Annotated in this window: 21 protein-coding genes and 1 pseudogene; 8 read left to right on the top strand and 14 right to left on the bottom strand. The window is 72.8% G+C overall.

Annotated features, from left to right (window positions below):
* Positions 1–3 precede the first annotated feature (3 nt).
* A complete protein-coding gene (locus tag AB0B39_RS21150) occupies positions 4–1,233 on the bottom strand; it encodes a helix-turn-helix domain-containing protein (protein WP_234586449.1) in 1,230 nt (409 codons plus the stop codon).
* Between the two features lie 249 nt (positions 1,234–1,482).
* Here AB0B39_RS21150 and AB0B39_RS21145 point away from each other — a divergent pair, with 249 nt between their 5' ends.
* The gene (locus tag AB0B39_RS21145; RefSeq protein WP_357496805.1) at positions 1,483–2,154 is read left to right on the top strand and encodes a bifunctional DNA primase/polymerase; all 672 of its coding nucleotides are present in this window, start codon (positions 1,483–1,485) and stop codon (positions 2,152–2,154) included.
* Between the two features lie 383 nt (positions 2,155–2,537).
* On the opposite strand, the gene AB0B39_RS21140 is transcribed toward AB0B39_RS21145, so the two are convergent.
* From AB0B39_RS21140 to AB0B39_RS21120, 5 genes are read right to left on the bottom strand one after another with little or no spacing between them, the layout of a single operon-like run.
* Positions 2,538–3,260 (bottom strand): FAD:protein FMN transferase, encoded by a 723-nt coding sequence (locus AB0B39_RS21140; protein ID WP_357496803.1) that lies wholly within the window; start codon positions 3,258–3,260, stop codon positions 2,538–2,540.
* A 49-nt stretch (positions 3,261–3,309) separates the two neighbouring features.
* Positions 3,310–3,906: an FMN-binding protein gene (locus tag AB0B39_RS21135; protein ID WP_357575138.1), complete on the bottom strand. Its 597-nt coding sequence runs from the start codon at positions 3,904–3,906 to the stop codon at positions 3,310–3,312.
* 11 nt (positions 3,907–3,917) lie between these two features.
* Positions 3,918–5,339, bottom strand: coding sequence for a ferredoxin reductase family protein (locus tag AB0B39_RS21130; RefSeq protein WP_357496546.1), 1,422 nt, complete (start codon positions 5,337–5,339; stop codon positions 3,918–3,920).
* A complete protein-coding gene (locus AB0B39_RS21125) occupies positions 5,336–6,718 on the bottom strand; it encodes a DUF1501 domain-containing protein (RefSeq protein WP_357496544.1) in 1,383 nt (460 codons plus the stop codon). The genes AB0B39_RS21130 and AB0B39_RS21125 overlap by 4 nt, the downstream gene beginning before the upstream one ends.
* A gap of 8 nt (positions 6,719–6,726) precedes the next feature.
* Positions 6,727–8,853 carry a DUF1800 family protein gene (locus tag AB0B39_RS21120; RefSeq protein WP_357575137.1) on the bottom strand — a complete coding sequence of 709 codons (2,127 nt, stop codon included), beginning with the start codon at positions 8,851–8,853 and terminating at the stop codon, positions 6,727–6,729.
* A gap of 430 nt (positions 8,854–9,283) precedes the next feature.
* Here AB0B39_RS21120 and AB0B39_RS21115 point away from each other — a divergent pair, with 430 nt between their 5' ends.
* Positions 9,284–9,541 (top strand): DUF3040 domain-containing protein, encoded by a 258-nt coding sequence (locus AB0B39_RS21115; RefSeq protein ID WP_234586377.1) that lies wholly within the window; start codon positions 9,284–9,286, stop codon positions 9,539–9,541.
* 4 nt (positions 9,542–9,545) lie between these two features.
* On the opposite strand, the gene AB0B39_RS21110 is transcribed toward AB0B39_RS21115, so the two are convergent.
* Entirely contained in the window at positions 9,546–10,460 is a 915-nt protein-coding gene (locus AB0B39_RS21110) for an SWIM zinc finger family protein (RefSeq protein ID WP_357575136.1), read from the bottom strand.
* The gene (locus tag AB0B39_RS21105) at positions 10,460–13,819 is read right to left on the bottom strand and encodes a DEAD/DEAH box helicase (RefSeq protein WP_357575135.1); all 3,360 of its coding nucleotides are present in this window, start codon (positions 13,817–13,819) and stop codon (positions 10,460–10,462) included. The genes AB0B39_RS21110 and AB0B39_RS21105 overlap by 1 nt, the downstream gene beginning before the upstream one ends.
* Before the next feature lie 158 nt (positions 13,820–13,977).
* Here AB0B39_RS21105 and AB0B39_RS21100 point away from each other — a divergent pair, with 158 nt between their 5' ends.
* On the top strand, positions 13,978–14,850 hold the full coding sequence (locus tag AB0B39_RS21100) for a PfkB family carbohydrate kinase (protein WP_357575134.1): 873 nt from the start codon (positions 13,978–13,980) through the stop codon (positions 14,848–14,850).
* A 17-nt stretch (positions 14,851–14,867) separates the two neighbouring features.
* On the opposite strand, the gene AB0B39_RS21095 is transcribed toward AB0B39_RS21100, so the two are convergent.
* Entirely contained in the window at positions 14,868–15,389 is a 522-nt protein-coding gene (locus AB0B39_RS21095) for a DinB family protein (protein WP_234589233.1), read from the bottom strand.
* Between the two features lie 82 nt (positions 15,390–15,471).
* Here AB0B39_RS21095 and AB0B39_RS21090 point away from each other — a divergent pair, with 82 nt between their 5' ends.
* On the top strand, positions 15,472–15,678 hold the full coding sequence (locus AB0B39_RS21090) for a hypothetical protein (RefSeq protein WP_357496534.1): 207 nt from the start codon (positions 15,472–15,474) through the stop codon (positions 15,676–15,678).
* Positions 15,679–15,685: 7 nt separating this feature from the next.
* Here the strand turns inward: AB0B39_RS21090 and AB0B39_RS21085 are convergent, their stop codons facing one another.
* Together AB0B39_RS21085 and AB0B39_RS21080 are read right to left on the bottom strand one after the other, a co-directional pair.
* Positions 15,686–16,828 carry a polysaccharide pyruvyl transferase family protein gene (locus AB0B39_RS21085; RefSeq protein WP_357496532.1) on the bottom strand — a complete coding sequence of 381 codons (1,143 nt, stop codon included), beginning with the start codon at positions 16,826–16,828 and terminating at the stop codon, positions 15,686–15,688.
* 80 nt (positions 16,829–16,908) lie between these two features.
* Positions 16,909–17,397 (bottom strand): N-acetyltransferase, encoded by a 489-nt coding sequence (locus AB0B39_RS21080; RefSeq protein WP_357575133.1) that lies wholly within the window; start codon positions 17,395–17,397, stop codon positions 16,909–16,911.
* Between the two features lie 159 nt (positions 17,398–17,556).
* Between AB0B39_RS21080 and AB0B39_RS21075 the strand changes: the two genes are divergently transcribed.
* The gene (locus AB0B39_RS21075; protein WP_357575132.1) at positions 17,557–18,489 is read left to right on the top strand and encodes a phosphotransferase; all 933 of its coding nucleotides are present in this window, start codon (positions 17,557–17,559) and stop codon (positions 18,487–18,489) included.
* A 53-nt stretch (positions 18,490–18,542) separates the two neighbouring features.
* Here the strand turns inward: AB0B39_RS21075 and AB0B39_RS21070 are convergent, their stop codons facing one another.
* Positions 18,543–19,172: an HAD-IA family hydrolase gene (locus AB0B39_RS21070; protein WP_357496526.1), complete on the bottom strand. Its 630-nt coding sequence runs from the start codon at positions 19,170–19,172 to the stop codon at positions 18,543–18,545.
* Between AB0B39_RS21070 and AB0B39_RS21065 the strand changes: the two are divergent.
* Positions 19,153–19,359: pseudogene (locus AB0B39_RS21065) on the top strand (SDR family oxidoreductase); the annotation flags it as partial. The gene AB0B39_RS21070 and the pseudogene AB0B39_RS21065 overlap by 20 nt on opposite strands.
* A gap of 31 nt (positions 19,360–19,390) precedes the next feature.
* Here AB0B39_RS21065 and AB0B39_RS21060 read toward each other — a convergent pair.
* Together AB0B39_RS21060 and AB0B39_RS21055 are read right to left on the bottom strand one after the other, a co-directional pair.
* Complete coding sequence (locus AB0B39_RS21060; RefSeq protein WP_357575131.1) at positions 19,391–19,939, bottom strand: hypothetical protein; 549 nt, start codon at positions 19,937–19,939, stop codon at positions 19,391–19,393.
* A 46-nt stretch (positions 19,940–19,985) separates the two neighbouring features.
* Positions 19,986–20,537: a DinB family protein gene (locus AB0B39_RS21055; RefSeq protein ID WP_357496520.1), complete on the bottom strand. Its 552-nt coding sequence runs from the start codon at positions 20,535–20,537 to the stop codon at positions 19,986–19,988.
* Between the two features lie 288 nt (positions 20,538–20,825).
* Here AB0B39_RS21055 and AB0B39_RS21050 point away from each other — a divergent pair, with 288 nt between their 5' ends.
* Both AB0B39_RS21050 and AB0B39_RS21045 read left to right on the top strand, forming a co-directional pair.
* Entirely contained in the window at positions 20,826–21,698 is an 873-nt protein-coding gene (locus AB0B39_RS21050; protein ID WP_357575130.1) for a class I SAM-dependent methyltransferase, read from the top strand.
* Positions 21,699–21,866: 168 nt separating this feature from the next.
* Positions 21,867–23,312, top strand: coding sequence for an RICIN domain-containing protein (locus AB0B39_RS21045; RefSeq protein WP_357575129.1), 1,446 nt, complete (start codon positions 21,867–21,869; stop codon positions 23,310–23,312).
* The last annotated feature ends 326 nt before the right edge of the window (positions 23,313–23,638 follow it).

Raw genomic sequence — 23,638 nt, 5'->3', positions numbered from 1 at the left:
CGCTCATACCCCTACTCCCATGTGCTCAGCCAACTCCGCAATCGGAGAAGGCGGCGCACCACGTGTGCGACGAAGGACGTCCGACATCACCTCGTGGGCGATCGGCCGGCAGCGGATCTCCGACGGCGCGAGCCGATCGCCGAGCAGCAGCATCTCGCCGGCGTTCGCCACGTCGCCGATCTGGGCGTACCCCCGGGCGATGTCGAGCAGGTGGTGGGCGCGGCGCTCGGGCAGCAACGCGTTGAACGCGGGCTCCACGATGCGCACCTGGTGCACCTCCACCGCGCGGCCCCCGTCACCCAGCTCGACGGCGGCAGCGGCCCGGTGCAACTCGACGTTCGTCGGGCCGAACGAGGTCCAGTAGTGGTTGTAGTCGCCGCCGAGCAGGGTGGCGGCCTCCTGCGCACAGTTGATCAGGTCGTCGACGCTTGCCGAGTCGCCGATCCGCGACGCCGCCATGGCCCCCTGCAACAGCAGCATCCCGTAGACGGACAGCCGGGCGGGCGAGACCTCGTTGCTGCCGCCCGGAGCCAACCGGTTGGCGATCTGGACGTTCAGCTCCAGAGCCGGCCGGGCCCGACCCATGGCGACCAGGGCGTTGCAGACCCGGGTGGTGGCGATGCCGGCCAGCAGCGGGTCGTCGGCCCGCTGGGCCACCGCCATCGACCGGTCGGCGGCCAGCCAGGCCAGCTCGCACTCGCCGAGCTTGCGCAGCACCGACGAGGCGATCTGGTAGACCTGCCCGAGCAGGTGGGCCGCCTCCGGCGCCTGCGCTCCCCCGTAGGCGGCGTCGGCCGCCTGAGCGTCGCGCAGCAGCTTGGGCAGCGCCCGGGTGAGCATTCCGTAGCGGCCGTACTGGTAGGTGAGCCAGGCATGGTTGACGGCCTTGCGCATGTCGTCCAGCGGAGGCGGGTACGGCACGGCGTCGAAGTAGGCGCTCATCGAGTCGTACCGCTCCAGGGCCGCCCGGATCTCCTGCACCTCGACCTGGTCGATGCAGTTCAGCGCGTCGGTACGCCGCTCCGGGTCACGGCCCAGCAGCAGTTGCACGTCCATCTGCAGGATGTCGGCGATCTCGTAGAGGACGGAGAACTTGTCCAGCCGGCGAACGCCCCGCTCGACCTTGTCCACCCAGCTCTTCGACTTGCCCAGGCGGTCGGCGAAGACCTGCTGCGACATCTTGCGTCGCCCACGCCAGTAGGCCACTCGCCGTCCAATGGGTAGCTCGTCCATCTCCCCATCCCTCCCCTGCCGCCTCCACCCATCGGGTGCCGGCGATGTCCGCGGGTGCGGCGATCCATCGTTCGTCTTGCAGTTTTCGCTGGTCGCACAGTCTGTACGTCAGCCGGACAGCCAGTCCTCGTACTTTTCGTGCAAGTTGCACGAGCCGTTCGTCAACCTCAACGATCGTGGGTTACGGCAGTGACGGTGCTCGACATGCGACCTGGCGTTCGCCGGGCCCGACGAGGGGAGATGGCACACATGTGGGGGAACGTCGTACCGCGCGTCGCCGAACTGTCGCCGCTGGAACGCGTCCGGTTGCGCCGGGTCGCCATCCGGTACGCCGTACACGGCTGGGAGGTGACCCCCGGCGCGTGCCTCGCCCGCAGCCGGTTCGTGTGCGGTCGGGCCGGCTGCCCCACGGTGGGCTGCCACCCCGCCCTGGAGAACTGGGAGTTGGCCGCCACCACCGACCCGGCCCGGGTGGCCACCTGGTGGCGCACCCGCCCGCACGGCGTGCTGCTGCCCACCGGGCGGACCTTCGACGTGCTGGAGGTGCCCGCCCACCTCGGTCGGCACGTGCTCGACGCCGTGCAGGTCCACCCGGCCGGCACCGGCGTACGTGGGCCCGTGCTGGTCACGCCCACCGGCCGGTGGATGTTCCTGGTCCGCCCCGGCGACCCGCTCCGACCGGAGTTGGAGCACTGCTTCCACGTCGTGCGGCACGGGCCGGGCTCGTGGATCCCGGCGCCACCCACCCGGCTGCCCGAGGGGACCGTCCGCTGGGCGGTCGCCCCGGAGCAGGCCCGCTGGCAGCTTCCGGACTCCTACCTGGTGCAGAACACCCTGATCGAGGCGCTGCTGGCCAGCGGGGTGACGCTCGCCCCCGACCTGCTCCCGGGTCACCTGCCCCTGCCCCGCCGGGGCAGGTGACCCGGCCCCGGCCGACGATTCGATCCGGTGGCCGACAGCGTCGCCGAGCGGCCGGTGCTCGTTGAGCAGGTGACAGCGCGAACGCGCGCCACGAACGGGGGAACGATGTCCACGCACGACAGATCGCCGTATCCCGGCGGCACCGAACCGCCCCGTCGCAGCCACCGGCGGCACCGCTGGGCGGGCACCCGCCCGGCCGGCTCGCGCCCCGGGCGGCCCCGCCCCACCGGCACCCGCCCCGCCGGCACCCATCGCCCGCTGCGCTAGACCCCACCCCCACCCACCCCACGCCGCCGATCTTGCACTTTGTGTCGCGGCAAGCCCTGTCAAAGGGCGACGAAGCAGCGACAGAAACTGCAAGATCGCGGACACGGGCGCGGGGTCTAGACCGTCAGGGGGAGCGCGGTGGAGTGGAACTGGCGGGCGTCGTCGGTGACGACCGCGTGTGTGTGGTCCGTCAGACGGTCCAGCCAGCCGATCCCCGCCGCGCCCATGGCCAGGGCGGCGGTGGCGTACGCGTCGGCGACGCCGAGATCGCTGCCGACCACTGTCACCGAGCGCAGCCCGCCGGCCGGCGCACCCCGCCGGGGATCCAGCACGTGCCGACCGCGCTCGTAGACCCCGGAGGTGGCCACGGCCAGGTCGGTGCCGGCGAGCACCAGACACGTCGCCATCGCGTCCCAGGGGTGCCGGATGCCGATCCGCCAAGGCTCCCCCGTCGGCGAGAAGCCGCGGACGCGCACGTCACCGCCGGCGTTGACGCAGTGGTTCGCCGCGCCGGCGGCGAGCAGCCGGTCGGAGGCGACCTGCGCCGCCCAGCCCTTCACGAACCCGGACGGGTCGAGCCGCCCGGTGGCGTACGCGTCGAAGAAGCCGTCGGTGGCGCCCCACAGGTCGGCGCACGCCTCCAGCACGAAGCGCAGGTCCGCCGACGCCTCGGAGAGCAGCACCTCGCCCCGGTCGAAGCGGCACACCTCGCTGTCGGGTTTGTACGTGCTGAAGCGGCCGTCCACCTCGCGCATCCAGGCGAAGACGTCATCGGCCAGCTCCCGCAGGCGCGCGGACGGCAGGTCGTCGGCGAGGTCCAGGGTGATCGTCGTACCCATGATCTGTTCGACCCGGCACAGCCCGGGTCGGGTCAGCGCGGGCGGCACGTCAGAACGCCTGCTCGATCGCGGCCCGCAGCGACTGCTTGTACGAGTTGCTGGTCTCGGTGGCGCCGGAGACGGTGTTGAGGTTGGCGCTCTGCTTCTGCACCACCTCACCGCCGGAGCCGTTGTACATGCTCCGGACGTCGCCGCTGTGGATGTCGGACTCTCCACCGCTGGGCAGCTGCAACGTCACCGCGTCGACGATCTTGTTGCCGGAGACCACGATCTGGACCTGCACGTACCCGTACTCGTTCTTCTCTTCCGATCCGGTCACCCGGCGGGTGGTCGACTGGGGCGCCTTGGTGGTGGTGCGCGGCGCGGTCGGGGCCTTCGCGGTGGTCTTGGTGCCCGACGGCCGCGCGGTGGTCCTGGTCGGCTTGGGCGACGACGACGGGCCGGCGGTCACCGACGGCTTCGGTGCCCCGGCGGTCGGGGCGGCGGCCGGGTCGGCGCTCGGGTCGACGCCCGGCCCGGAGGGGTTGACCGGCTGCGCGGTCGGCAGGTTCTGGGCGACCTGGGTGGCGCCGGGCGAGCCCTTGAGCACCACCAGCGCGGTCGTGCTGGCAGCCAGTCCGGTGATCGCGAACAACGCGCGACGCATGCGATGCCTTCCTACAGCTCGAAGGTGGCCAGGTGGATCTGCCGGCGGGGCACGCCGGCGCGGCGCAGCGCGCGCACCGACTGCTCGACCAGCCCGGGAGGCCCACAGAGATAGACGTCGCGCCGGGCCACGTCGGGCACCAGTTGGCGCAGCCCGTCCGGGCTCATGAGCTGGCGGGGGCCGGGGTCGTCGCGGGAGCCGATGACGTACCAGATCGACGTGTCGCGTTCCTGGGCCAGCCAGTCCAGTTCCCGGCTGAGCAGCACGTCGGCAGGCGTACGGGCCCGGTAGATCAGGGCGGCGCCCGGCGGCAGCTCCTCCAGCATGGCCCGGATGGGCGTGATGCCGCTGCCACCGGCGATCAGCAGCGCCCGCTCGCGCACCCGGTGCGCGGCGGTGAAGGTGCCCGACGGTCCGTGCGCCCACACCCGGGTCCCCGGTTCCAGGTCGCGCAGGTCGGCGGTGTGCCGGCCGACGACCTTGACGGTGAGTCGCAGCCAGCGGCCGTTGGCGGCGGCCGAGACGGAGAAGGGGTGCGACTGCCACCAGCAGCCGGGGGTGAGGAAGCGCCAGCGGAAGTACTGCCCGCCGAGCATTTCCAGGCGACCCAGCCGCTCCCCGGTGAGGTAGATGGAGATGGTGTCCGGGCTCTCCGCGACCACGTCGGCGACCCGCAGCCGGTAGCGCAGGTTGAACGCCAGTGGCGCGATCACCCGGCCCCAGAGCAGGGCGGCGACCACCAGCAGGTAGAGCGCGATCCAGCCGGTCCGCACCGGGCCCGGCTTGTAGAGCTGCGCGCCGTGGGTGAACTGGTGCCCGTAACCGAGCAGCAGCACCAGATAACTCGACCGGTGCAGCAGGTGCCACACCTCGTAGGGCAGCGCCCGACGGATCGCCCGGACGCTGCTGAAGCCGACCACGAGCATGATGCCGGTGGCGACGAAGGCCGAGAGCATGTCCTCGTAGTCGCCGAGCAGCGTGCCCACCTCGGCCAGGACCGACTGGTTCCGCAGGTCGGCGTACCCGACGAGGATCAGCGACAGGTGCGACAGCACGGCTACCAGCAGCGTCGCGCCGATGTCGCGGTGCCAGCGGGCGAGCTGCTCGCCGCCGATCCACCGCTCCAGCACCGGCAGCCGGCTCATCATGAGCACCTGCACGAGCAGCAGGTAGCCGGCGATCAGGCCGGTGATCCGGCCGGCGGCGGTGACGGTGGCCGCGGTGGTCCGCAGCGAGCCGGCGGGGGTGCCCAGCCACCAGGGCAGCACGCTGGCGAGCAGCCCGACCAGGAGCAGCGCGGCCAGCAGCCGGCGGCCGCCGGGTCCGCGCCGCGCCGGGATCTGCGGGGGTACGGGCGCAGCCGACCGGCCGCCGTGCCGGGACGAGGTCGTCCCGGTGCGGCGGCCGGCGGCGTGGGTGTGCGAATGCGTCACGCGTACAGCTTCATCGGTGCGTACTTCATGCGGGGGAACACCTTCTGCACCTCGGCGTTGGTGAGCCCGAAGCGGCCCTGCGCCAGGGAGCCGTACACGTTGAACATGTTGTTGTATTCCGGCACGTCGCCGGAGTCCAGCTTGTCCAGGCCGTTCCAGGTGCCGAGCAGCGAGCCGGCCAGCTTCTTGCCGGACAGGACGGTGACCACTCCGCCGTGCCCGTGGTCCGTGCCGCCCTTGTTGGAGCCGACCCGGCGGCCGAACTCGCTGGACACCATGATCGTCACGTCGGCGGCCTGCGGGCCGAGGTCGGTGAAGAAGGCGGCCATCGCGCTGGCCAGCTCGCCCAGCCGGCGGTGCAGCTGACCGCCCGCCTGGGTGCCCTGGTTCTCGTGGGTGTCGTAGCCGCCCATGCCGACGGTGGCGACCCGGACGTTGGCGCCGCCCTTGATCAACTGGGCGAGCTGCTGGAACGCGTTGCCGACGCCCTCGTACTTGACGCCCGCGGCGGGCTGGTACGGCTTGGCGGCGAGCTTCTGCGCCGTGGCCAGCGCGCCCATGCCCTCCTGCACAGCCTCCTCGACCGGGTGGTTGATCCCGGTGAAGAGCCCCTTGATGGCCTTCTCGGTGGCGGCCCGGAACTTGTCGTCGCCATTGAGCCGCAGCGAGCCGACGTTGTTCAGCGAGAGCGCGCCGTTGTTGCCGACCAGCGAGCGGGGCAGCGTGCTGCCGATGCCGACGCTGCGGAACGCGGTGCCCTTGCCGAGGTTGTCGACCAGTCCGTCCAGCCAGCCCCGGCCGCCGGTCTCGTTGGGCAGACCGCCCAGGTTGCAGGCGTCCGCGGCCTGGAAGTGGCTGCGGGACAGCCGCTCGTCGGAGACCGCCGGGATGAAGCCGAGCTGACCGGCCTTGAGGTACTGCTCCAGCGGCTTGAACGCGCTGGTCAGCTTGAAGCCACGGGACAGGGCCAGCGAGTCGTTGCCGAGCAACAGCTCGGGGCGACCCTTGGCGAGCACCGGGTCGTTGTCCGGCGCGACGAGGCTCAGCCCGTCCAGCCCGCCGTAGAGGAAGACGTGGATCAGGGTGCCGGTCTTGGTCGCCGCGAACGACGCCGAGGTGGTGACGAACTGGGCGGTGGCCAGGGCGGTGGCGGTCGCCGCCGCACCGGCGACGAACGTCCGCCGGGTGACGCCGCGGCCGTCCTGCTGGGCCTCCTCCAGGTCCTCAAGCGTGCGGTAGCGGTCGGCCTCGGCCGCGTTCTCGGCGGCGACCAGGTCGGCCTCCGCGCGCAGCAGCGCCTCGGCCGGGTTGTCGGCCAGCCGCCCGAGGTCGGGGCATTCGGGGTGCAGGGGGAAAGAGTTGTACACAGTCTTCTCCATCGGGTGCCTCACCGGAGGTGGTGCTGGGGGGACGCGAGGATCGCCCGCGCGACGGCGGTGATGGCCCCGTTGAACGTGGCATCGACCTTGGCGGTCGCCGGCACGCCGGCCACGCCGAGGATCAGGTTCTTCTCCCGGGTGCTCAGCTTCTGGTTGACCAGTCGCATCGAGAGCGCGTCCACGTACGCCCCGGCCGTGGCCGGCGGCTTGGCGACCAGCTTCTCCGGCGCCGTGTACGTGAAGACGGTGCGGTAGCCCGCCACGATCTCGCCGGCCTCGTTCCAGCCGTTGACCATCGTGCCGGCCGAGGTCCACGCGACGTAGACGTCGGGGTAGCCGTCCGGGGTGGGCTGGCCCATCGGGTACTGGCCCAGCTCGCGCAGCTTGTCGTGGATCTGCCGCAGGCCCCGGGCGAACGGGGTGCGCTTGTTGTCGCCGTTGTCGTTCTTCGCCGACGCCTCCGGCGAGACACCCAGGGCGCGGTACGTGCCGACCAGGTACTCCATCGGCCGGCGCACCTTCTGACCCACCGCCGCCCAGAACTCCGACGAGCTGAACAGCGTCATCAGCACCGGCTTGATCATGCCGTTGTTGCTGGTGTACGACTTGGCCAGCCGGTCCACGAGGGACTTCGGCGGGGTGTCCGAGACGAACCGGGTCGCGAGGCTCTGCGCCACGTACTTCGCGGTCGAGGGGTGCAGCGCGATGTAGGTGATGTACTTGTCGATCGCCGCGTCCACGGCGGCGATCTCCTTGGCCGTCGGGTTGTTGACGTCCTTGATGCTGAACGTGTTGGCGTGGGTGAAGCCGAGGACCTTCACCTTGCCCATGTAGTGCTGGTTGACGCGCAGGACGTACTGGCCCTTGTCGTCGACGCCACGGCCGGTCTGCAGCATGGCGGCCTGGCGCACGTCCTTCTCGGTGTAGCCACCGTCGACGCCCACCGAGTACAGCTCCAGGTTCTCCCGGGCCAGGTTCTCGTTGATCGCGTCCTTGCGGGAGTCCTTCTGGTTCAGGTAGATCAGCAGCGCGGGGTGCTTGTTCGCCGCGACCAGCATCTCGGGGTAACTGCCCAGCGCGTGCTTGCGCACCACGTCCTTGTCGAACGACGTGCGGTACACCTCGCCGCCGTCGAAGTCGGCGGCGACGTGCAGGAAGTCGTTCCAGAAGTCGACCATCACCTCGAACAGCTGGCGCTTCGACCAGATCTGCCGGGCCAGGGTGGCGTCGACGACCTCGCGCTCCGGCTGGGCGCCCTGGTCGTTGAGCTTGTCGCGCTGGTCGCGCAACTGCTGGACGGAGAGCGTCTGGGTGGGCAGCTCGGCGAGCTTCAGCTCGGCCTTGCTCGGCTCGATCTTGTCCGGGTCGAGCTGTCCGCGGATCCACGCGTCGATGCCCTGGCGCTTGATGTCGGCGACCACGGCGGGCGTCGCGCCGAAGGTGGCCCGCCGCGCCAGGTGCAGGATCGGGTCCTTGGCGAGCACCGTCTTGACGGTCACCTTGGTCTCCGCGGCGGCAGCCGCCGGGCCGGAGAAGGTCCGGCCGCCGGTCGGCGCGTTCTTCTTCAGCGCCTCGCCGGCCCGAGAGCCCATGTAACTCTCGTTCTGCTCGGTGTAGGTACGCACCGTGCTGGGCTGCTGGCCGCTGGGCCGCGCCGCGGTCCCGTCGGTCACCGTGCTGCCCGTCGCGTCCGCGGCCGCCTCGTCACCGAAGAGGCTGCGGAACTGCGGCGTCATGGCGAGCGCCGCGCCACCGGCCACGACGGCGGCGGTGCCACCGAGCGCGACAATGGCCTTGCGCCGGCCGACCTTGCGGCCCGGCTCGTCGTCATCGTCCAGGGTGGGCAGTCCGGCGCCGGCCGGACGCGCCGGGGCCGGACGACCCAGACCCTCCGGGCCGACCCACTGCGGCCCACGCGGGGCGGGGGCGGGTTGTCCGGCGTGCGCGTACCCGTCGCCGTACTGCTCGCGCGGGTCGCCCTGCGCCGGGTAGCCGCCCTGGTAGGGGTGGGGCGAGTCGTATCCGTACGACGCGGAGGCGGTGGGGTCGCCGTAGCTGTCCGAGGTGTGGTGCTGGCGTCCGTCCCAGCCGCGGTCGTCCCGCGGTCGACGTGGTGGCACATTCTGGTCGGCCATGTACCAATCCCGATTTCTGATGAGCGCCGGAAGCTGCGACCGAGCGGGTGCGGCAGGTGCGGCGACTGTTGCCTGAGGGGGTTGCTACGGCAAGGTAACCAAGCGCTCAGGTGCCTTCAAGGTGAGCCGAACTCGCCGGTGAGGGCACTTAAGACAGCCCTCACCACAGCCTTCGGGGCGGGCCGGCGACCCGGGCCGGGCTCGGACCTTCCCAGCAGGGCGGACGTGCGGCAGCCGGGTACGGATCGGACCACACCGCCGTACGCGACACGTTCCGCGCCGTTCACCACCACAGGCAAACTTAAGGTTCGGCTAAGCCGGACGTGAGGTGTCCTCACGCTGGGAAAAGTAGGAGGAGCGGGCGAGCGTGAGCCGCCGCCGCAGCGGGTATGCCGCCGAACCGCTGAACGCGTGAGGGGAAGGCAGCGCCATGCTCAGCAAAGAGGATCAGCGCAGGTTCGACCAGATCACCCGTCAGCTCCGGGAGAGTGACCCGGCCTTCTTCGCCCGGCTGGACCACCGGGTCCGAGCCCGCAGGGGCCGCTACCTGATGTTGTTGACCATCGTGCTGTGGGCGTCGCTCCCGGCGATGGCCGTGTTCGCCGGCCGGCTGGCCGGCGCGATCTGCGCGGTGGTGCTGGTGGCCAACGCGGCGATCATGTGGCGGTTCCGCCGCCGCTGGACGTGACCGCTCACCCCGGGCCGAACGCCCGGTACGCGCGACGTAGCCGCTCCAGCAGGCCCGGCCCTCCGATGGCCGGCGCCGGCGGGCCGAGCTGGCGCAGCAGGAGATCCGGCCCGGTAGCCAGCCGGGGCGGCCGGTCGGGCAGCGGCACCGGCGACGCCCAGAAGCGGTCTGCCGCCTCCGCGAGGGGGGTGACCGCCAGCCCGGCAAGCGCCCGGGCCGCACCGACCGGCGGCAGGGCGTCCACCGCGGACGGAACGTCGTCCGATGTGGACCCGTCCTCGTCACGGGTGGCGGTCGGCGCGGGCGACACCGCAGTGCCGGTGGCCTCGGCCCGCCGGGCGCGCAACCGGTCGAGCAGGTCCGCCCGCGAGCGACCACGCCAGTGCAGCAGCTCGAACGGGTCCGCGTCGAACGCCTCGGCGAGCAGATAGAACGTGGCCGCGAGGTGCTTGCACGGCACCGCGAAGTCGGGGCAGTTGCAGCGTTGGGTCAGCTCGTCGACGGCGGCCGGGAAGAGCGGGGCGCCCGCCGCCACGAACAGCTCCTCCAGCTCGTCGGGCAGGTCCCCGGCGAGCAGGCGGGCGCTGAAGAACGCCTGCCCGGCCAACTCGTCCTCGACCCGGGTCCAGAGTTCGGCCGGGAACGCCGCCAGCGCGATGGACACCTCGTACGGCCGGGGCCGGGAACCCTGCACCTGGGCGGTGACCCGGCCCGGCGCGATGTCGAGCCGGAGCACCTGGCCCGCCCGCGCGTACGACCGGCCACGGGTCAGCCGGGTGCCGAGCGCGAACGACTCCAGCACCTCCAGGAAGCGCCGGGACCACCAGGACCGCCCGATCGCGCCCTTGGCGCTGCGCGCCCGCAGCCCGCCGTCGACCTTGCGGGGTCTCCCGTAGTCGGCGAACCGGTCGGTGCTCACTACTCCACCACCGCCCCGGCTTCCAGGGCGAACAGCTCCCGCAGCTGCCCCGTGGACAGCTCGGTGATCCACTGTTCGCCGGTGCCCACCACCCGCTCGGCGAGGGCGCGCTTGTCGGCGATCATGGCGGCGACCTTCTCCTCCACGGTGCCGGCGCAGACGAACTTGCGGACCTGCACCCGCCGGCGCTGCCCGATCCGGAACGCCCGGTCGGTGGCCTGGTCCTCGACCGCCGGGTTCCACCACCTGTCCACGTGCACCACGTGGTTGGCGGCGGTCAGGGTGAGCCCGGTGCCACCGGCCTTGAGGGAAAGGACGAACAGCGGCGGCCCGTCGGCCGACTGGAAGCGCTGCACCAGGGCGTCCCGTTCGGCCTTGCCGAGCCCACCGTGCAGGAACAGCACCTCCCGGCCGAACCGCGCCGACAGGTGACCGCGCAACATCGCGCCGAACTCCGCGTACTGGGTGAACAGCAGCGCCCGCTCCCCCGCCGCGAGCACCTCCTCCAGGATCTCGGTCAGCCGGGCCAGCTTTCCGGAGCGGCCCTCCAGCGCCGAGCCGTCGCGCAGCAGTTGGGCGGGGTGGTTGCAGACCTGCTTGAGCCGGGTCATGGTGGCCAGCACCAGCCCGCGTCGCTCGATGCCGTCGCTGGTCTCGATCCGGGCCAGCATGTCGTCGACCACCACCCGGTACAGGGCGGCCTGCTCGGCGGTGAGGTTGCAGAGCACCTCCATCTCCAGCTTCTCCGGCAGGTCCGAGATGATCGACGAGTCGGTCTTGAGCCGGCGCAGCACGAACGGGCCGGTGATCCGGCGCAGCCGCTCGGCGGCCTCGGCGTCGCCGTGCCGCTCGATCGGCTCGGCGAACCGCTTGCGGAACGTCGCGGCCGGGCCGAGCAGCCCCGGATTGGCGAACTGCATGATCGACCAGAGGTCGGCGAGCCGGTTCTCCACAGGCGTACCGGTCACCGCCACCCGCTGTCGGGCCGGCAGCGCCCGGACCGCCTCGGCCTGCCGGGTCGACGCGTTCTTGATCGCCTGCGCCTCGTCCACCACCACCCGGTGCCAGTCGATACCGGCCAGGTCGACGGCGTCGCGCGCGGCCACCGAGTAGGTGGTGAGGACCAGGTCCGCGCCGTGCGCGGCAGTCGTGAACTCCGCCCCCCGCGCCCGCTCCGCCCCATGGTGTACGTGCACCCGCAGCCCGGGCGTGAACTTCGCGGCCTCCCGCTGCCAGTTGCCGACCAGCGACATCGGACAGACGAGCAGGGTTGGCCCGGCGTCCGGCGGGTCCCCGGCGAGCAGCGCCAGCAACTGCACGGTCTTGCCCAGCCCCATGTCGTCGGCGAGCACGCCGCCCAGGCCCAGCGACCGCAGGAACGCCAGCCAGGCCAGTCCACGCCGCTGGTACGGCCGCAGCGTCCCCGCAAAGCCCGGCGGCGGGTCGAGCGGGGTGAGCCGGCGTTCGACAGCACCGGCGAGCAGGTCGCCCAACGCCCCGTCGGCGGTCACCTCCAGCACCGGCAGCGCCTCGGTGTCGTCGCCGTCGGCGAGTCCGAGGCGCAACAGGTCGGCGACGGTCAGCTCGCCGGCCGAGCGCAGCAGACGCAGACCGGCCGCGAGGCGACCCGGGTCCAGCTCCACCCACCGGCCACGCAGCCGTACCAGCGGGGTCTTCAGCTCCGCCAGCGCGGCCAGCTCGTCGGCGGACAGCGGCTGATCGCCGAGCGCGACCTCCCAGCGGTAGTCGACGAGCGCGTCCAACCCGACTCCGGCCTCGGTGCTGGCCACCGTGCCGGGCGCGGTCCGGCTGCGGGCGCGCAGCCGAGCGCCGAGCCGCGCCGACGGACGCCGCCACCACGACGGCAGCAGCACCCCGAAACCGGCGGCGTGCAGCACCGGGGCGCCCTCGCTGAGGAACCGGTGCGCGCCCTCGACGTCCAACTCCATGGCCTCGGGTGCTGCGGTGCGCAGCGCGGCGTCCAGGTCGGGCCAGAGCCGGCTGGCCCGCCCCAGCTCCGCGAGCAGGGTCTCCTGCGGGCTGGCCGTACGGTCGGCGAGACCGTCGAGCGTGTGCGACCGCCAGACCTCCCCGGCGTCGATGTGCAGCCCCGGCTCGTCGGCCGCCTGCAACCCGAACTCCAGCCGCCACCGTGCGCCGACGGCCGGCGCGTCCTCGCTGGCCTCCGCCGACCCGGCCGGGCCGCTGCCGACCGGCTCGCCAGGACGACGGCCGCCTTCCGTCGCGGCACCCGCGGCCAGCGCACCGCCGCCTTCCGTCGCGCCACCCTCGGGCAGCGCACCGCCGCCCGGCCGGCCCGGGGCAGGGGCGGACGGCACGGCGTCGCCGGTCCGGCTGGCGGCGAGTGTGAGCGGCGCATCTCCCGGCAGCGGGCGGGTGGCCAGGATCGGCTCGGTGACCTCGTCGGGCGCCGGCTCCACCAGCCGGAAGCTGGCCCGGACGGCACCGCCTGCCGCGTCGCGCTGCCAGTCGTCGAGTTCGGCGCGCAGCATGTCCAGTGCGGCCCGGTCGACGGTGAAGTCGCGGCGGGGGCCGGCGAGCGCGGCCAACCAGGCCGGCGCGGGCCCGCCGGGACGCACCCCTCGGGCCAGCGTCGTGGCCGCGAGGGCCACCCGGGCGGCGGCGTCGGTGAGCGCGTCGAGAGCGTCCGCCACCAGCGCCGCACCCGTCACCTCGGTGGCACCGGACGTGGCCGCCGCGCGGGCGGCGGGCGGTAGGGCCAGCGCCAGCGACCGCGCCCAGACCGCGTCGGTGCCGGTCAACAGCGGACGCCAGACGGCCCGCGCGACCACCTGGCCCGCCCGGTCCGCCGCCGACCCGGCCCCACCGGCAGCAACCGGGCCGGCAGCGGTCGCGTGGACCGGCGCGTGGACGCCGGGCAGGACGCGGCCCCGGGCGACCAGGTCGGCGGCGAAGTCGGCCAGTTCGGCGAGGTGGCGCAGGGTCGCCCCGGGCACCGCCGGGAGGTCGTCCAGGGCGCGCAGCAGTGCAAGGGCGTCGTCCGGGGCGTACAGCAGGGTGGGCACCTGCCACGCGGCGAGGGTGAGCCGGCCGCGGGCCGGGGGTGCGACGGCGGTCCGGATCAGCTCGGGTGAGTCGGTCGGCACGCCCGCCCGGGTGGGCAGGGTGAGCAGCGCGGTGGCCGGACGGGCCGGTTCGGCCGCGTCGGCGAGGGCCGCGACGAGGTCGGCGTGGCCGGCGGCGAAGGGGTGCGGGCGCTCCCGGGGTGGCCGGCCGGGACGCGTCGGAGCCGGCGGCGCGGCGCTGTCCTCGGCCCAGACCGCGAGGCCGGTGGTCGAGTCGTCGCCGGGCTTCCACAGCCCATGGATGACCAGCACCTACTCCCCCTTTGCCGCCCGCGCCCAGGATAGGCGGCCCGGTGCGACGCGCGTCAGCGCCCACCGCACGACACCCGCGGCCGCTGTGCTGATCAGGTGAGGGTGTCCGCGCGTCGGCGACAAGGCACCCGGCACCGGGCTGGGTTAGCGTCGGCACCATGGTCGATCTCCTGGTCGTCGGCGGGCTCGGGGTGGATGTGCGGGTTCGGGTGCCCGCGCTGCCGCTGCCGGCCGCCGACTCGCACACCGTCGAACCGATCGAGCTGCGGATCGGCAACACCGGCGCCGGGGTGGCGCTGGCCGGCCGGGCGCTCGACCTGCGGGTCCGGGTGGTCGACACGCTCGGTGCGGACCCGGCCGGCGATCTGGTCCGGGCGGCGCTGACCCGGGCCGGGGTGCCTGCGGTGCTGGCGCAGGACAGCGGCGGCACCCGGCGGTCGGTGAACCTGGTGGACCCGGGCGGTCGGCGCACCTCGCTGTACGACCCACGCCCGTGGCAGGGCGAACCGCCGTTCTCGCCCGGTCAGATCGCCGAACTGGTCGCGGACGCCCGGCACGTACACCTGTCGATCATGGATTGGGTCGTGCCGTCGCTGGCCGCCGTGCGGGCCGCGCTCCCGGCGGGCGTGTCGCTCTCCACCGACCTGCACGACTGGGACGGCACGAACCCCTACCACCGGCCGTTCGCCGAGGCCGCCGATCTGGTCCTGGTCAGCGGGGTGCGGCTGGGCGAGCGGGCCGCCGCGCTCGCCGGCACGCTGGCGCCCCGGACCGTTGTGGTGACCCGCGGCGCGGACGGCGCCGAGCTGTACCCGGGCGACGGCACGCGGGTGGTGGTGCCGCCCGCCGCCGCGCCGGGACCGGTGGTGGACAGCAACGGGGCCGGCGACGCGTTCGCGGCCGGGCTGATCGCCGGCAGGCTGCGGGGCGAGCCCCTGACGGAGGCGGCCCGGTACGCGGCTCGGGTCGCCGCAGCGGCCTGCGCCCACGACGGCATGGAGTATCCGCCGGGCCTGTTACCCGCCGGATGACGACGGGGCGGCCGGCCTCAGAGCGCGCCGGTCGACCCGTCGGTCAGTTCGCGCAGGATGTCGGCGTGACCGGCGTGCCGGGCGGTCTCCTCGATCAGGTGGACCAGGATCCAGCGCACCGACACCTCACCGAGCTGCGGGTGCGGCACCACGTGGTCGAGGTCGAAACGCGCGGCGACCTCCCGGGACCGGGCGCAGGCCCGCTCGTACGCCTCGACGAGCCCGTCGAGCGTGTCGCGTTCGTCGAGGGTGAAGCTCGCGACCGCGTCCTCTTCCGAGTTCAGGTAGACGTCACCCGGCTCGGGCGCGAGCAGCACCGGAAACCAGTTCCGCTCGACAAGCGTCAGGTGCTTGACCAGCCCGGCGAGCGTGGTCGCGGAGGGCACCAGCCGGCGGGCCGCGTCGGCGTCGGACAGGCCACGCAGCTTGCGCAGCAGCACGCCACGGTGAAAGTCGAGGAACGAGGTCAGCACGGCGCGCTCGTCCCCGACGCGGGCGAGCACCGGGCCGAGCGTCGGATCGATGGTCTGCTCCGTCATTCGCCGACCGTAACCACGTCGGGGCCCCCGCGCTGCCCCGCATCCCGCTGCGAGGTGCCGTCGCGACGGGCAGGATGGGCGCATGGCTTCCTCCGTGCAGATCCTCCTCGTCGGCGGCGCGGCGGACGGGCAGACCGTGACCGTCGAGCTGGACACCAACGGCCGCCCGCCGCTCACCCACCACCACATCGGGTCCGGTGGGCTGGCGGGGGCGCAGATCTACGAGTTGGAGTCCGCCCGCGAGGAGAGCCGCGAGTGGCGCTACCGGTGGACCGGGCCGGCGGTGTGATCCCGGGTCAGACCCGGGTGAGGGACTGAGTGCGCAGCCTGTCCAGCACGCCACGGGTGACCTCCGAGGTGCCCCGCGCCTGCTCGCAGACCTCCGCGACCCGCCGGGCCGTGGCCTCGGCACGTTCCTCGCGTTCGTCCCAGAGCCGGTCGACCTCGGCCAGCAGCGGCCCCTCCACCTCCCGCTCCACGCCCCGCAGCGCCGGCACACCGAGCCGCTGGGCCAGGTCGAAGACCTTGCCGGCGTACGGCAACGGCAGGAACGGCGTGCCCACCATCGCCGCGAAGATCAGAAAGTGCAGGCGCATGCCGACGGCCAGGTCGAAGTGGCGCATCAGCCCGAGCACCTGCTCCGGTGAGTAGGTGCCGTGCAGGATCCGCCCCCGCTCGGCGGCGACCATGTGCGACAACACCCCGTGCGAGTGCCGGATGTCGTCGCGTTCCATGGGCACGAACAGCACGTACGCGTCGATGCGGTGCACCAGGAAGTCACCGATCTGGGCCAGCAGCCGGTGGTAACCGTCGACGTCGAGGCGTTCGGCGGCCCGTCCCGGCTCGCGCACGCTGATCCCGACCAGCCTCTTCCCGGCCGGCACCCCCTCCTCGCTGAGCAGGTGCGCCGGGAAGTCGGCCGGCTGCAGCAGGAACGCCGGGTCGGCGGTGACAGTGATCGGGTTGAGCAGTCCCGCCTCTTCCAGGACCATCCGGGACTCCTGGTCGCGGACCGTCACCTGGGTCGCGCCGGCGAGCGTCTCCCGGACCATCCCGGTGTCGACCGCGTCGCTGAGCGGCCCGACTCCCACCGCGTACGTGATGAGGGGCAGGCCCCGTTCCTGGGCGACCCGGACGACCCGCAGGTAGCGGCGGGCCTCCCGGTCGTAGAGGATCCCGCCGCCACCCAGGATGAGCAGGTCGAGCTGAGCGAGCACCAGCGCCGAGTCGGTACGGCTGACGCCCTCCCAGGGCACCGCCTCCACGTCGGGGTGGGCGGCCCGGGTGTGTTCCGGGTTGCGGGAGAAGACGATGATCCGGGCGTTCGGTTCCTGCGTGCGTAGATCGGTGAGCAGGCCGGTGAGGATCGCCTCGTCGCCGAGGTTCCGGCCGCCGTACGAGCCGAGCACACCGATGGTCAGTCCGGCGCCATGCGTCATCCGTCGCTCCTCCCCGGGTGCGGTCCGCAGCGGTTTCCCGCTGGTCGGGCGAACAGTCCTGCCCGAGGGACCGTCCCGGCTCAGTCCGTCGGGTCGATGCGCTTGGCCATCTGCTGCGCGGTCACCTCGAAGCCCAGACTCCGGTAGAGCCCCATCGCCACGGTGTTCGTACCGAAGACGTTCAACCCCAGCTCGGGCACCCCGAGTTCGGCCAGTTCGGCCTCGATGAGCTGGATCATCCGCCGCGCGTGGCCACGCCCCCGGTGTTCCGGATGCACCTCGATGTTCTGAATCCACGCCCGGGTCGGGCCGCCCGCGTTGCCCACCCCGGGCAGGCTCACCCAGATCCACCCGACCTCGGTGTCGTCGACCCGCGCCATCCGCAGCAGTACCCCCTCGGTGGCCGCGCCCGCCGGCAGCCCTTCCCGCAGCTGCTGCGCCGACCGCTCCCGGGCCGCCTCCGGTGTCATGCCCCGGTGCGCGGCCAGATCCTCGGCGTAGCCCACCTCCAGCGGTTCCCACAGCCGGGCCAGTTCCTGCTCGGTCATCGGCGTCAATGTCAACTCCACCGGGGCCTCCCCTTCGACGTCTCACTCAGCGCGTAGTGCAGCAGAACCACGCGCGGCGCCGCCACCGTGATACCCGAGATGGGCCTCGACCCGGCCGATCGCCCGGACATGCCCGGAAAACGGGTTGTTCGTCGGGCGGGCCGGGCGCACCGTGGCGGGATGCAGGGGACAGTGACGCGGATCGGCTGGGGTGATCTGCCGGCGGCGGTCCGGTCCGCGGTGGAGGGCATCATCGGTGACCGGGTGATCGAGGCGGTGTCCCAGTCGGGAGGCTTCTCGCCGGGCACCGCCGACCGGGTCCGCACCGCGACCGGCCGGCGGGCCTTCGTGAAGGCGGTCAGCTCGGCCCTGAACCCGGACAGCCCGGTCCTGCACCGCGCCGAGGCCCGTACCGCCGGCGCGCTACCCGCGACAGCGCCGACGCCCCGCCTGCTGGGCTGCCACGACGACGGCGAGTGGGTGGCGCTGGTCTTCTCCGACGTGGACGGACGGCACCCGAGCACCCCGTGGCGGGTCGACGAGCTGACCCGCGTGCTGGGCGCCCTGGAGGCGCTGGCCGCCGCGCTCACCCCGAACCCCGTCGCGCACGTCCCGGCGGCCGCCGAGCTGCTGGCCGGGGATTTCGCCGGCTGGCACCGGATCGCCGCCGACCCGCCGCCACGACTCGATCCGTGGGTTCGGGCGCACCTCGACGAGCTGCGGACGGCCGCCGACGAGGGCGTCGCCGCGTTGAGCGGGGACACGCTCTGCCATGTGGACGTACGGGCCGACAACCTGCTGATCGACGCGGCCGGCACGGTGACCGTCGTCGACTGGCCGTGGGCCTGCCGGGGGCCGGCCTGGCTGGACACCGCGTTGCTGCTGGTGAACGTGCGACTGCACGGCGGGCACGACACCGAGGCGATGCTGCGCCGGTTGCCGCTCACCGCGGATGTCGACCCGGCGGCGCTGACCGGGGTGTACGCCGGGCTGGCCGGATTCTTCGCCGACAGCGCCCGCCGTCCGCCGCCGGCCGGCATCCCCACCGTACGGGCGTTCCAGCAGGCGCAGGCCGACGCCCTGCTCCCCTGGCTGGCCCAGCGGCTCGCCTGACGCGGCAGGTCGACGCCGTCGCGCTGCCGGTGCCGGTACCGCGGTGCTGCCGGTCAGCGTGCCGTGGGCGCCGACGCCAACCCGTACGCCAGCTGCGTCAGGTCGACCAGCCGCAGGTCGCCGTCGAGTCCCTTGAGCGCGGCGGTCATCGCGCCGGCCGCGCGCCCGGCCTGCAACCCGACCTCGGCGTCCTCGACGACCAGGCAGCGCGCGGGTGGCACGCCGAGCAGCGCGGCGGCGCGCAGGTAGCCCTCCGGGGCCGGCTTGCCCGCGCGCACGTCCTCGACGGTGACCAGCACGGGCGCGGTGATGCCGGCGGCACCGAGCCGGGCCTCGGCCAGCCGGAGATCGGCGCTGGTCACCACGGCCCAGGGCATCCCCAACCGGGCCACCGTCGACAGCAGCTCGAGGGCGCCCGGGGTGGCTGTCACGTCGGACAGGTCGTCGTACTGCAACGCCAACTGCCGGGCCGCCGCCACGGCGACCGCCGCGTCGTCGAGCGACGGAAGGAGCCGGCGGATCGTCTGATCGGCGGGTCTGCCGTGCGCGATCGCGAGCGCCGCCGCCGGCTCGACGGCGTACTCGGACGCCCAGCGCTCCCAGGCACGCTCGACGGCGGCGTCGGAGTCGACAAGCGTGCCGTCCATGTCGAACAGCACCGCGTCGATGTCTGCCAGCTCCATGATCACGCTCCCCCGTACGCTCCGTCCCGAGGATAGGGCGTCCCTGACCGGCGGCGGAAAACGGACCGCCGTCGGTCGCTACGCACGCCCGGCCGAGATCGCGGCGACCGTCGCACACCTGGCCAGTCCCGAAGCGGGCTTCGTGACCGGGGCGGTGGTCAACGTCGACGGGGGCTTCACCAGCTGAGGTGGCCCACCCCGCCTCCCGCCGGCCCGCGTCACCCCTCCCGGCCCAGCACCTGACGCACGACGTCGACGAACGCGACGCGGTGATTGGTCCGTGCCTCGATGGCCGCGAGCCAACGCTCCCGGTGCCGGTCGCGAAGCGGCGCCGCCTCGTCGCCCGGCTCGTCGGCGAGGCGGCGCTGCTCGGCGTACTCCGTCGTGAGGCTGGCCAGCACCGACCGGCCCGCCGACGCGACGTCCGCCGGCCCTTCCACCAACACCAGGTTGTACGCCTCGTCGACCGCGCGCATCGCCGCGTACGTCTCGTCGTAGCCGGGCCTGACCGCGTCCGGGCCCGGCTCGACCCACCGCCGGTCCAGCCGGCGGTACGCCGCGTCGCAGGCACCGAGGAACCCGATGTACGCGTCGCGGCGCAACTCGTCACGCCGGGTCGCCCACCGGTCGGCGCTCTCCTGCCGGGCGACGGTGAGCTGGTGGGCGAGTTGCCGGCGGGTGCTGAGCGCGCCGATCAGCCCGGTCAGGGCCGCGGCGCCCAACGTGGACAGTGAGGTGATCAGCGCGACGGCGACAGTGTCCTGCACGCGTCCATTCTGGCGGTGCCCCGGGCCGGGTCGCAGCGGGCCGCGTTCAGCGGGGCGGGTCCTCGCCGGTGAGCCCGTCCACCGACTCCCGGATCAGGTCCGCGTGCCCGACGTGCCGCGCGTACTCCTCGATGAGGTCGACCAGGACCCGGCGCAGGCTGGGTACCCGACCGTCGGGCCACTCGCCCCGGGCGAGCTGCTCCGGGCCGCCGTCGGCGAGCAGCTCGCCGACCGTGGCCCGGGACCGGGCCACGGCCTCCCGCCACAGCGTGTAGAGCTGCTCGGGGGTGTCCTCGGCGGCGGAGCGCCACTCCCAGCCGGGGTTCGCGTCCCAGTCGACGGTGTCCCACGGCGGCCCCGGTGAACGTCCGGCCAGCTTGAGCGAGAAGTAGAGGTCCTCGACCAGCGCCAGATGCTTGAGCAGCCCACCGAGGGTGATCGACGACGGGCCGAGCGTCGCCCGCAGGCCGGCGGCGTCGAGCCCGCCGGTCTTCCAGGCCAGTGTGGCGCGCTGGCGGTCCAGGGAGCCCAGGAGTGTGGCGGTCTCGTCGCCCGCGACGGGCGGCTCGGGATGACCGTGCTCGTCGACGTTCGTCATGGCCGTCGACGCTAACAGGCTGGCCGGGCTGCGCGTCGGGTCAGCGCCGGGTGCGGTTGCGGCGTACGGCCCACACGCCACCGGCGACAGCCACCGCCGCCGGCAGCAGACAACAGATGCTGAGGACCGCGAGGTGCCACGGTTTGATCGCGCCCATGACCGCGAAGGCTATCCGGCGCGGTCAAGTGATGATCGCGACGCACCTCGTCCGGCGGGCCGACCGGCTCCGCGGGGCGGTACCGTCGGCACGCAGAGCCGATGCCGGTGACACGGACAGGAGCGCGAGCGATGCCGAGGACGCCAGCCGCGAGCCGTACGGCGGTGCTCGTCTGCCAGGGCCGCGCGGCGGCGGACGGCCTGATCGCTGTCGGCCGGTTCGCGGACCCGACGGCCGCGCGCCTGCTCCGCGCCGACGAGCGCGAGGCCGTCCAGTGGGTACGCGATGCCGCTGTTCCCCAGCCGTGGCGGCAACGGGTCGACTACGAGACGGTCCGGGCCTGCGCCGAGATGATGGTGCCCCGCACTGTGGCGATCGACGACGCCGTACGGGACCACCGCAGCTCCCAGGTGGTGATCCTGGGGGCCGGGCTGGATGGTCGCGCCTGGCGGATGCCGGAACTCGCGGACAAGGCGGTCTTCGAGGTCGACCAGCCGAGCAGCCAACGCGACAAACGTGAACGCGCCGAGGGTCTGCCGGGCACCGCACCGACGTTCGTGGCGGTGGACTTCGGCCGTGACCGGCTCGCCGAGGCGCTGGCAACCGCCGGGCACCGCCCCGACGAGCCGACGACGTGGATCTGGGAAGGCGTCGTGCCGTATCTGACCAGGGCCGAAGTGTCCACGACGGTCGCCGCGATCGCCGCCTGCTCGGCACCGCACAGCCGTCTCGTCGTCAATTTCCAGTTGCCCGGGAAATCCCTGACGCTGGGCCGGCTCGTCGCACGGCTGCTGATGGCGTCCACCGGCCGGCGCAGCTTCTGGGCGACCGAGCCATGGCGCTCGACCTGGACGCCCGCCGCCATGACCGCCCTGCTGGCCCGACACGGCTTCACCGTCACCGGCGACCACGACCTGCTCGACACGGCGCGGGCGCTCGCCCTGCCGATCCGCCGTGCCACGTCACTCGCCCGCAGCCGGGTGATTGTCGCGGATCGCGCCTGACCCCGGTCGGACTCACCGGCTCTCCCAACGGCACCAGCCGGCGGATGAGGTCGTCGACGGCGACGATAGATGTAGATTGATGAATGGATTGACCAATGGCGCCGGAGTCCGCGGGTGCCGCCCCGATGCCGGCGGCGGTCGCCGCCCGCCCACGGAAGGACGAACGTCGTGAGACGCAACAGATGGCTGCCATCCCTGGTGGCAGCGCTCACCCTGGCCGGAACGGCGATCGTGGCGGTCACCACCCTGGCCGCCGCCCCGGCCCAGGCCGAGCCGGTCGCGATCCCCAACGGCACGCAGTTCACCGACACCGCCGGCAACCTGGTGCACGCGCACGGCGGTGGGGTGCTCAAGGTCGGCGACTACTACTACTGGTTCGGTGAGAACCGCAACGCCAACAACACGTTCCGGGCGGTCTCCGTCTACCGCTCCACCAACCTGCGCGACTGGGAGTTCCGCAACAACGTTCTGACCCAGTCGTCGGCGGCGGAACTGCAATCGGCAAACATCGAGCGGCCGAAGGTCATCTACAACGCCAGCACCAACCGGTACGTGATGTGGATGCACAAGGAGAACGGCTCCGACTACGGCGAGGCCAGGGCCGCCGTCGCCTCCTCGGCCACCGTGGACGGCGCCTACACCTACCACGGCAGCTTCCGGCCGCTGGGCAACATGTCGCGGGACATCACGCTCTACAACGACGGCGGTACGGCCTACATGATCTCCGCCGGCGACGAGAACCGCGACCTCCTCATCTACCGCCTCACCGCCGACTACCTCACCGTGGCCACGCTGGTCGGCAACTTCTGGAACGACGGCAACCGTGAGGCACCGGCCCTGTTCAAGCGCGGTAGCACCTACTTCCTGCTCACCTCGGGCCTGACCGGCTGGAGCCCGAACCAGGCCAGGTACGCCACAGCGTCCAGCATCTCCGGTCCGTGGACCGGCATGACCAACGTCGCCGACTCGACCACCTACCGCTCCCAGCCGGCCTTCGTGCTCCCCATCCAGGGCACGTCGACGACGAGCTACCTCTACCTCGGCGACCGCTGGGCCGGCGCCTGGGGCGGGCCGGTCAACGACTCCCAGTACGTGTGGTTGCCGATCGACTTCCCCTCCGCCACGACCATGAGCCTGACCTGGTATCCCACCATCACCATCGACGCCGTCACGGGCACCGTCACCGGGCAGGCGCCGTCCTACTACCGCATCACCAACCGCAACAGCGGCAAGGTGGTCGACGTGCTGGACCACGCCGTCACCGACAACGCCGAAGTCAAACAGTGGTCCTGGAACGGCGGCGCGAACCAGAAGTGGGAGTTCCGCGACGCCGGTAGCGGCTACTTCCGGATCGTCAACCAGAACAGCGGCAAATGCCTCGACGTCGCCGACGCCTCCACCGCCAACAACGCCAACGTCATTCAGTACACCTGTGGCGGGGGCACCAACCAGCAGTGGCAGTGGGTCGCCACCGGCACCTACTACCAGCTGCGCGCCCGACACAGCGGCAAGTGCCTGGACGTGGTGAGCAGCGGCACCGCAGACGGCACCGACATCACTCAGTACACCTGCGGAAGCGGCACCAACCAGCAGTGGACCCGCACCCAGTCCTGACATCGCCGCCGTCGGACGAGGCGCTGGATGCGAACCTTCGGGCGCTCGTTCCTGAGGTGGCCCCGCTTGTGTTGGCGGACCTGCTCATCCCAGACTTCCTGGTCGTAGTCCGGGTCCGGTGGGATCCACTTGTGGGAGCCGTCGCTGTAGTGGAACTTCTCGTCGCCAGGCCGCAGGATGCTCATCGGGTCCAGCCGAGGAAGCGGTAGTGCAGGTGGCTGGCGGGAACGTGGGCCAGGTCCTGGGCGGCGTCGACGAGGTGGTCGGCCAGGTAGAGAGCCAGCGACACCCGGGCTCGGTCGTACTCGGCTCGCAGCTCCCGGCAC

The organism is Micromonospora sp. NPDC049114 (assembly GCF_040648635.1).
GTDB lineage: Bacteria > Actinomycetota > Actinomycetes > Mycobacteriales > Micromonosporaceae > Micromonospora.
The sequence above is the reverse complement of the archived record's forward strand: the minus strand, read 5'-3'. Positions and strand labels throughout refer to the sequence as shown.

Excerpts from the sequence above, each read along its gene's own strand:
- AB0B39_RS21150 (WP_234586449.1), bottom strand. The coding sequence starts at position 1,233 with ATGGACGAGCTACCCATTGGACGGCGAGTGGCCTACTGGCGTGGGCGA.
- AB0B39_RS21145 (WP_357496805.1), top strand. The coding sequence starts at position 1,483 with ATGTGGGGGAACGTCGTACCGCGCGTCGCCGAACTGTCGCCGCTGGAA.
- AB0B39_RS21140 (WP_357496803.1), bottom strand. The coding sequence starts at position 3,260 with ATGGGTACGACGATCACCCTGGACCTCGCCGACGACCTGCCGTCCGCG.
- AB0B39_RS21135 (WP_357575138.1), bottom strand. The coding sequence starts at position 3,906 with ATGCGTCGCGCGTTGTTCGCGATCACCGGACTGGCTGCCAGCACGACC.
- AB0B39_RS21125 (WP_357496544.1), bottom strand. The coding sequence starts at position 6,718 with ATGGAGAAGACTGTGTACAACTCTTTCCCCCTGCACCCCGAATGCCCC.
- AB0B39_RS21120 (WP_357575137.1), bottom strand. The coding sequence starts at position 8,853 with ATGGCCGACCAGAATGTGCCACCACGTCGACCGCGGGACGACCGCGGC.
- AB0B39_RS21115 (WP_234586377.1), top strand. The coding sequence starts at position 9,284 with ATGCTCAGCAAAGAGGATCAGCGCAGGTTCGACCAGATCACCCGTCAG.
- AB0B39_RS21100 (WP_357575134.1), top strand. The coding sequence starts at position 13,978 with ATGGTCGATCTCCTGGTCGTCGGCGGGCTCGGGGTGGATGTGCGGGTT.
- AB0B39_RS21095 (WP_234589233.1), bottom strand. The coding sequence starts at position 15,389 with ATGACGGAGCAGACCATCGATCCGACGCTCGGCCCGGTGCTCGCCCGC.
- AB0B39_RS21090 (WP_357496534.1), top strand. The coding sequence starts at position 15,472 with ATGGCTTCCTCCGTGCAGATCCTCCTCGTCGGCGGCGCGGCGGACGGG.
- AB0B39_RS21085 (WP_357496532.1), bottom strand. The coding sequence starts at position 16,828 with ATGACGCATGGCGCCGGACTGACCATCGGTGTGCTCGGCTCGTACGGC.
- AB0B39_RS21075 (WP_357575132.1), top strand. The coding sequence starts at position 17,557 with ATGCAGGGGACAGTGACGCGGATCGGCTGGGGTGATCTGCCGGCGGCG.
- AB0B39_RS21070 (WP_357496526.1), bottom strand. The coding sequence starts at position 19,172 with ATGGAGCTGGCAGACATCGACGCGGTGCTGTTCGACATGGACGGCACG.
- AB0B39_RS21055 (WP_357496520.1), bottom strand. The coding sequence starts at position 20,537 with ATGACGAACGTCGACGAGCACGGTCATCCCGAGCCGCCCGTCGCGGGC.
- AB0B39_RS21050 (WP_357575130.1), top strand. The coding sequence starts at position 20,826 with ATGCCGAGGACGCCAGCCGCGAGCCGTACGGCGGTGCTCGTCTGCCAG.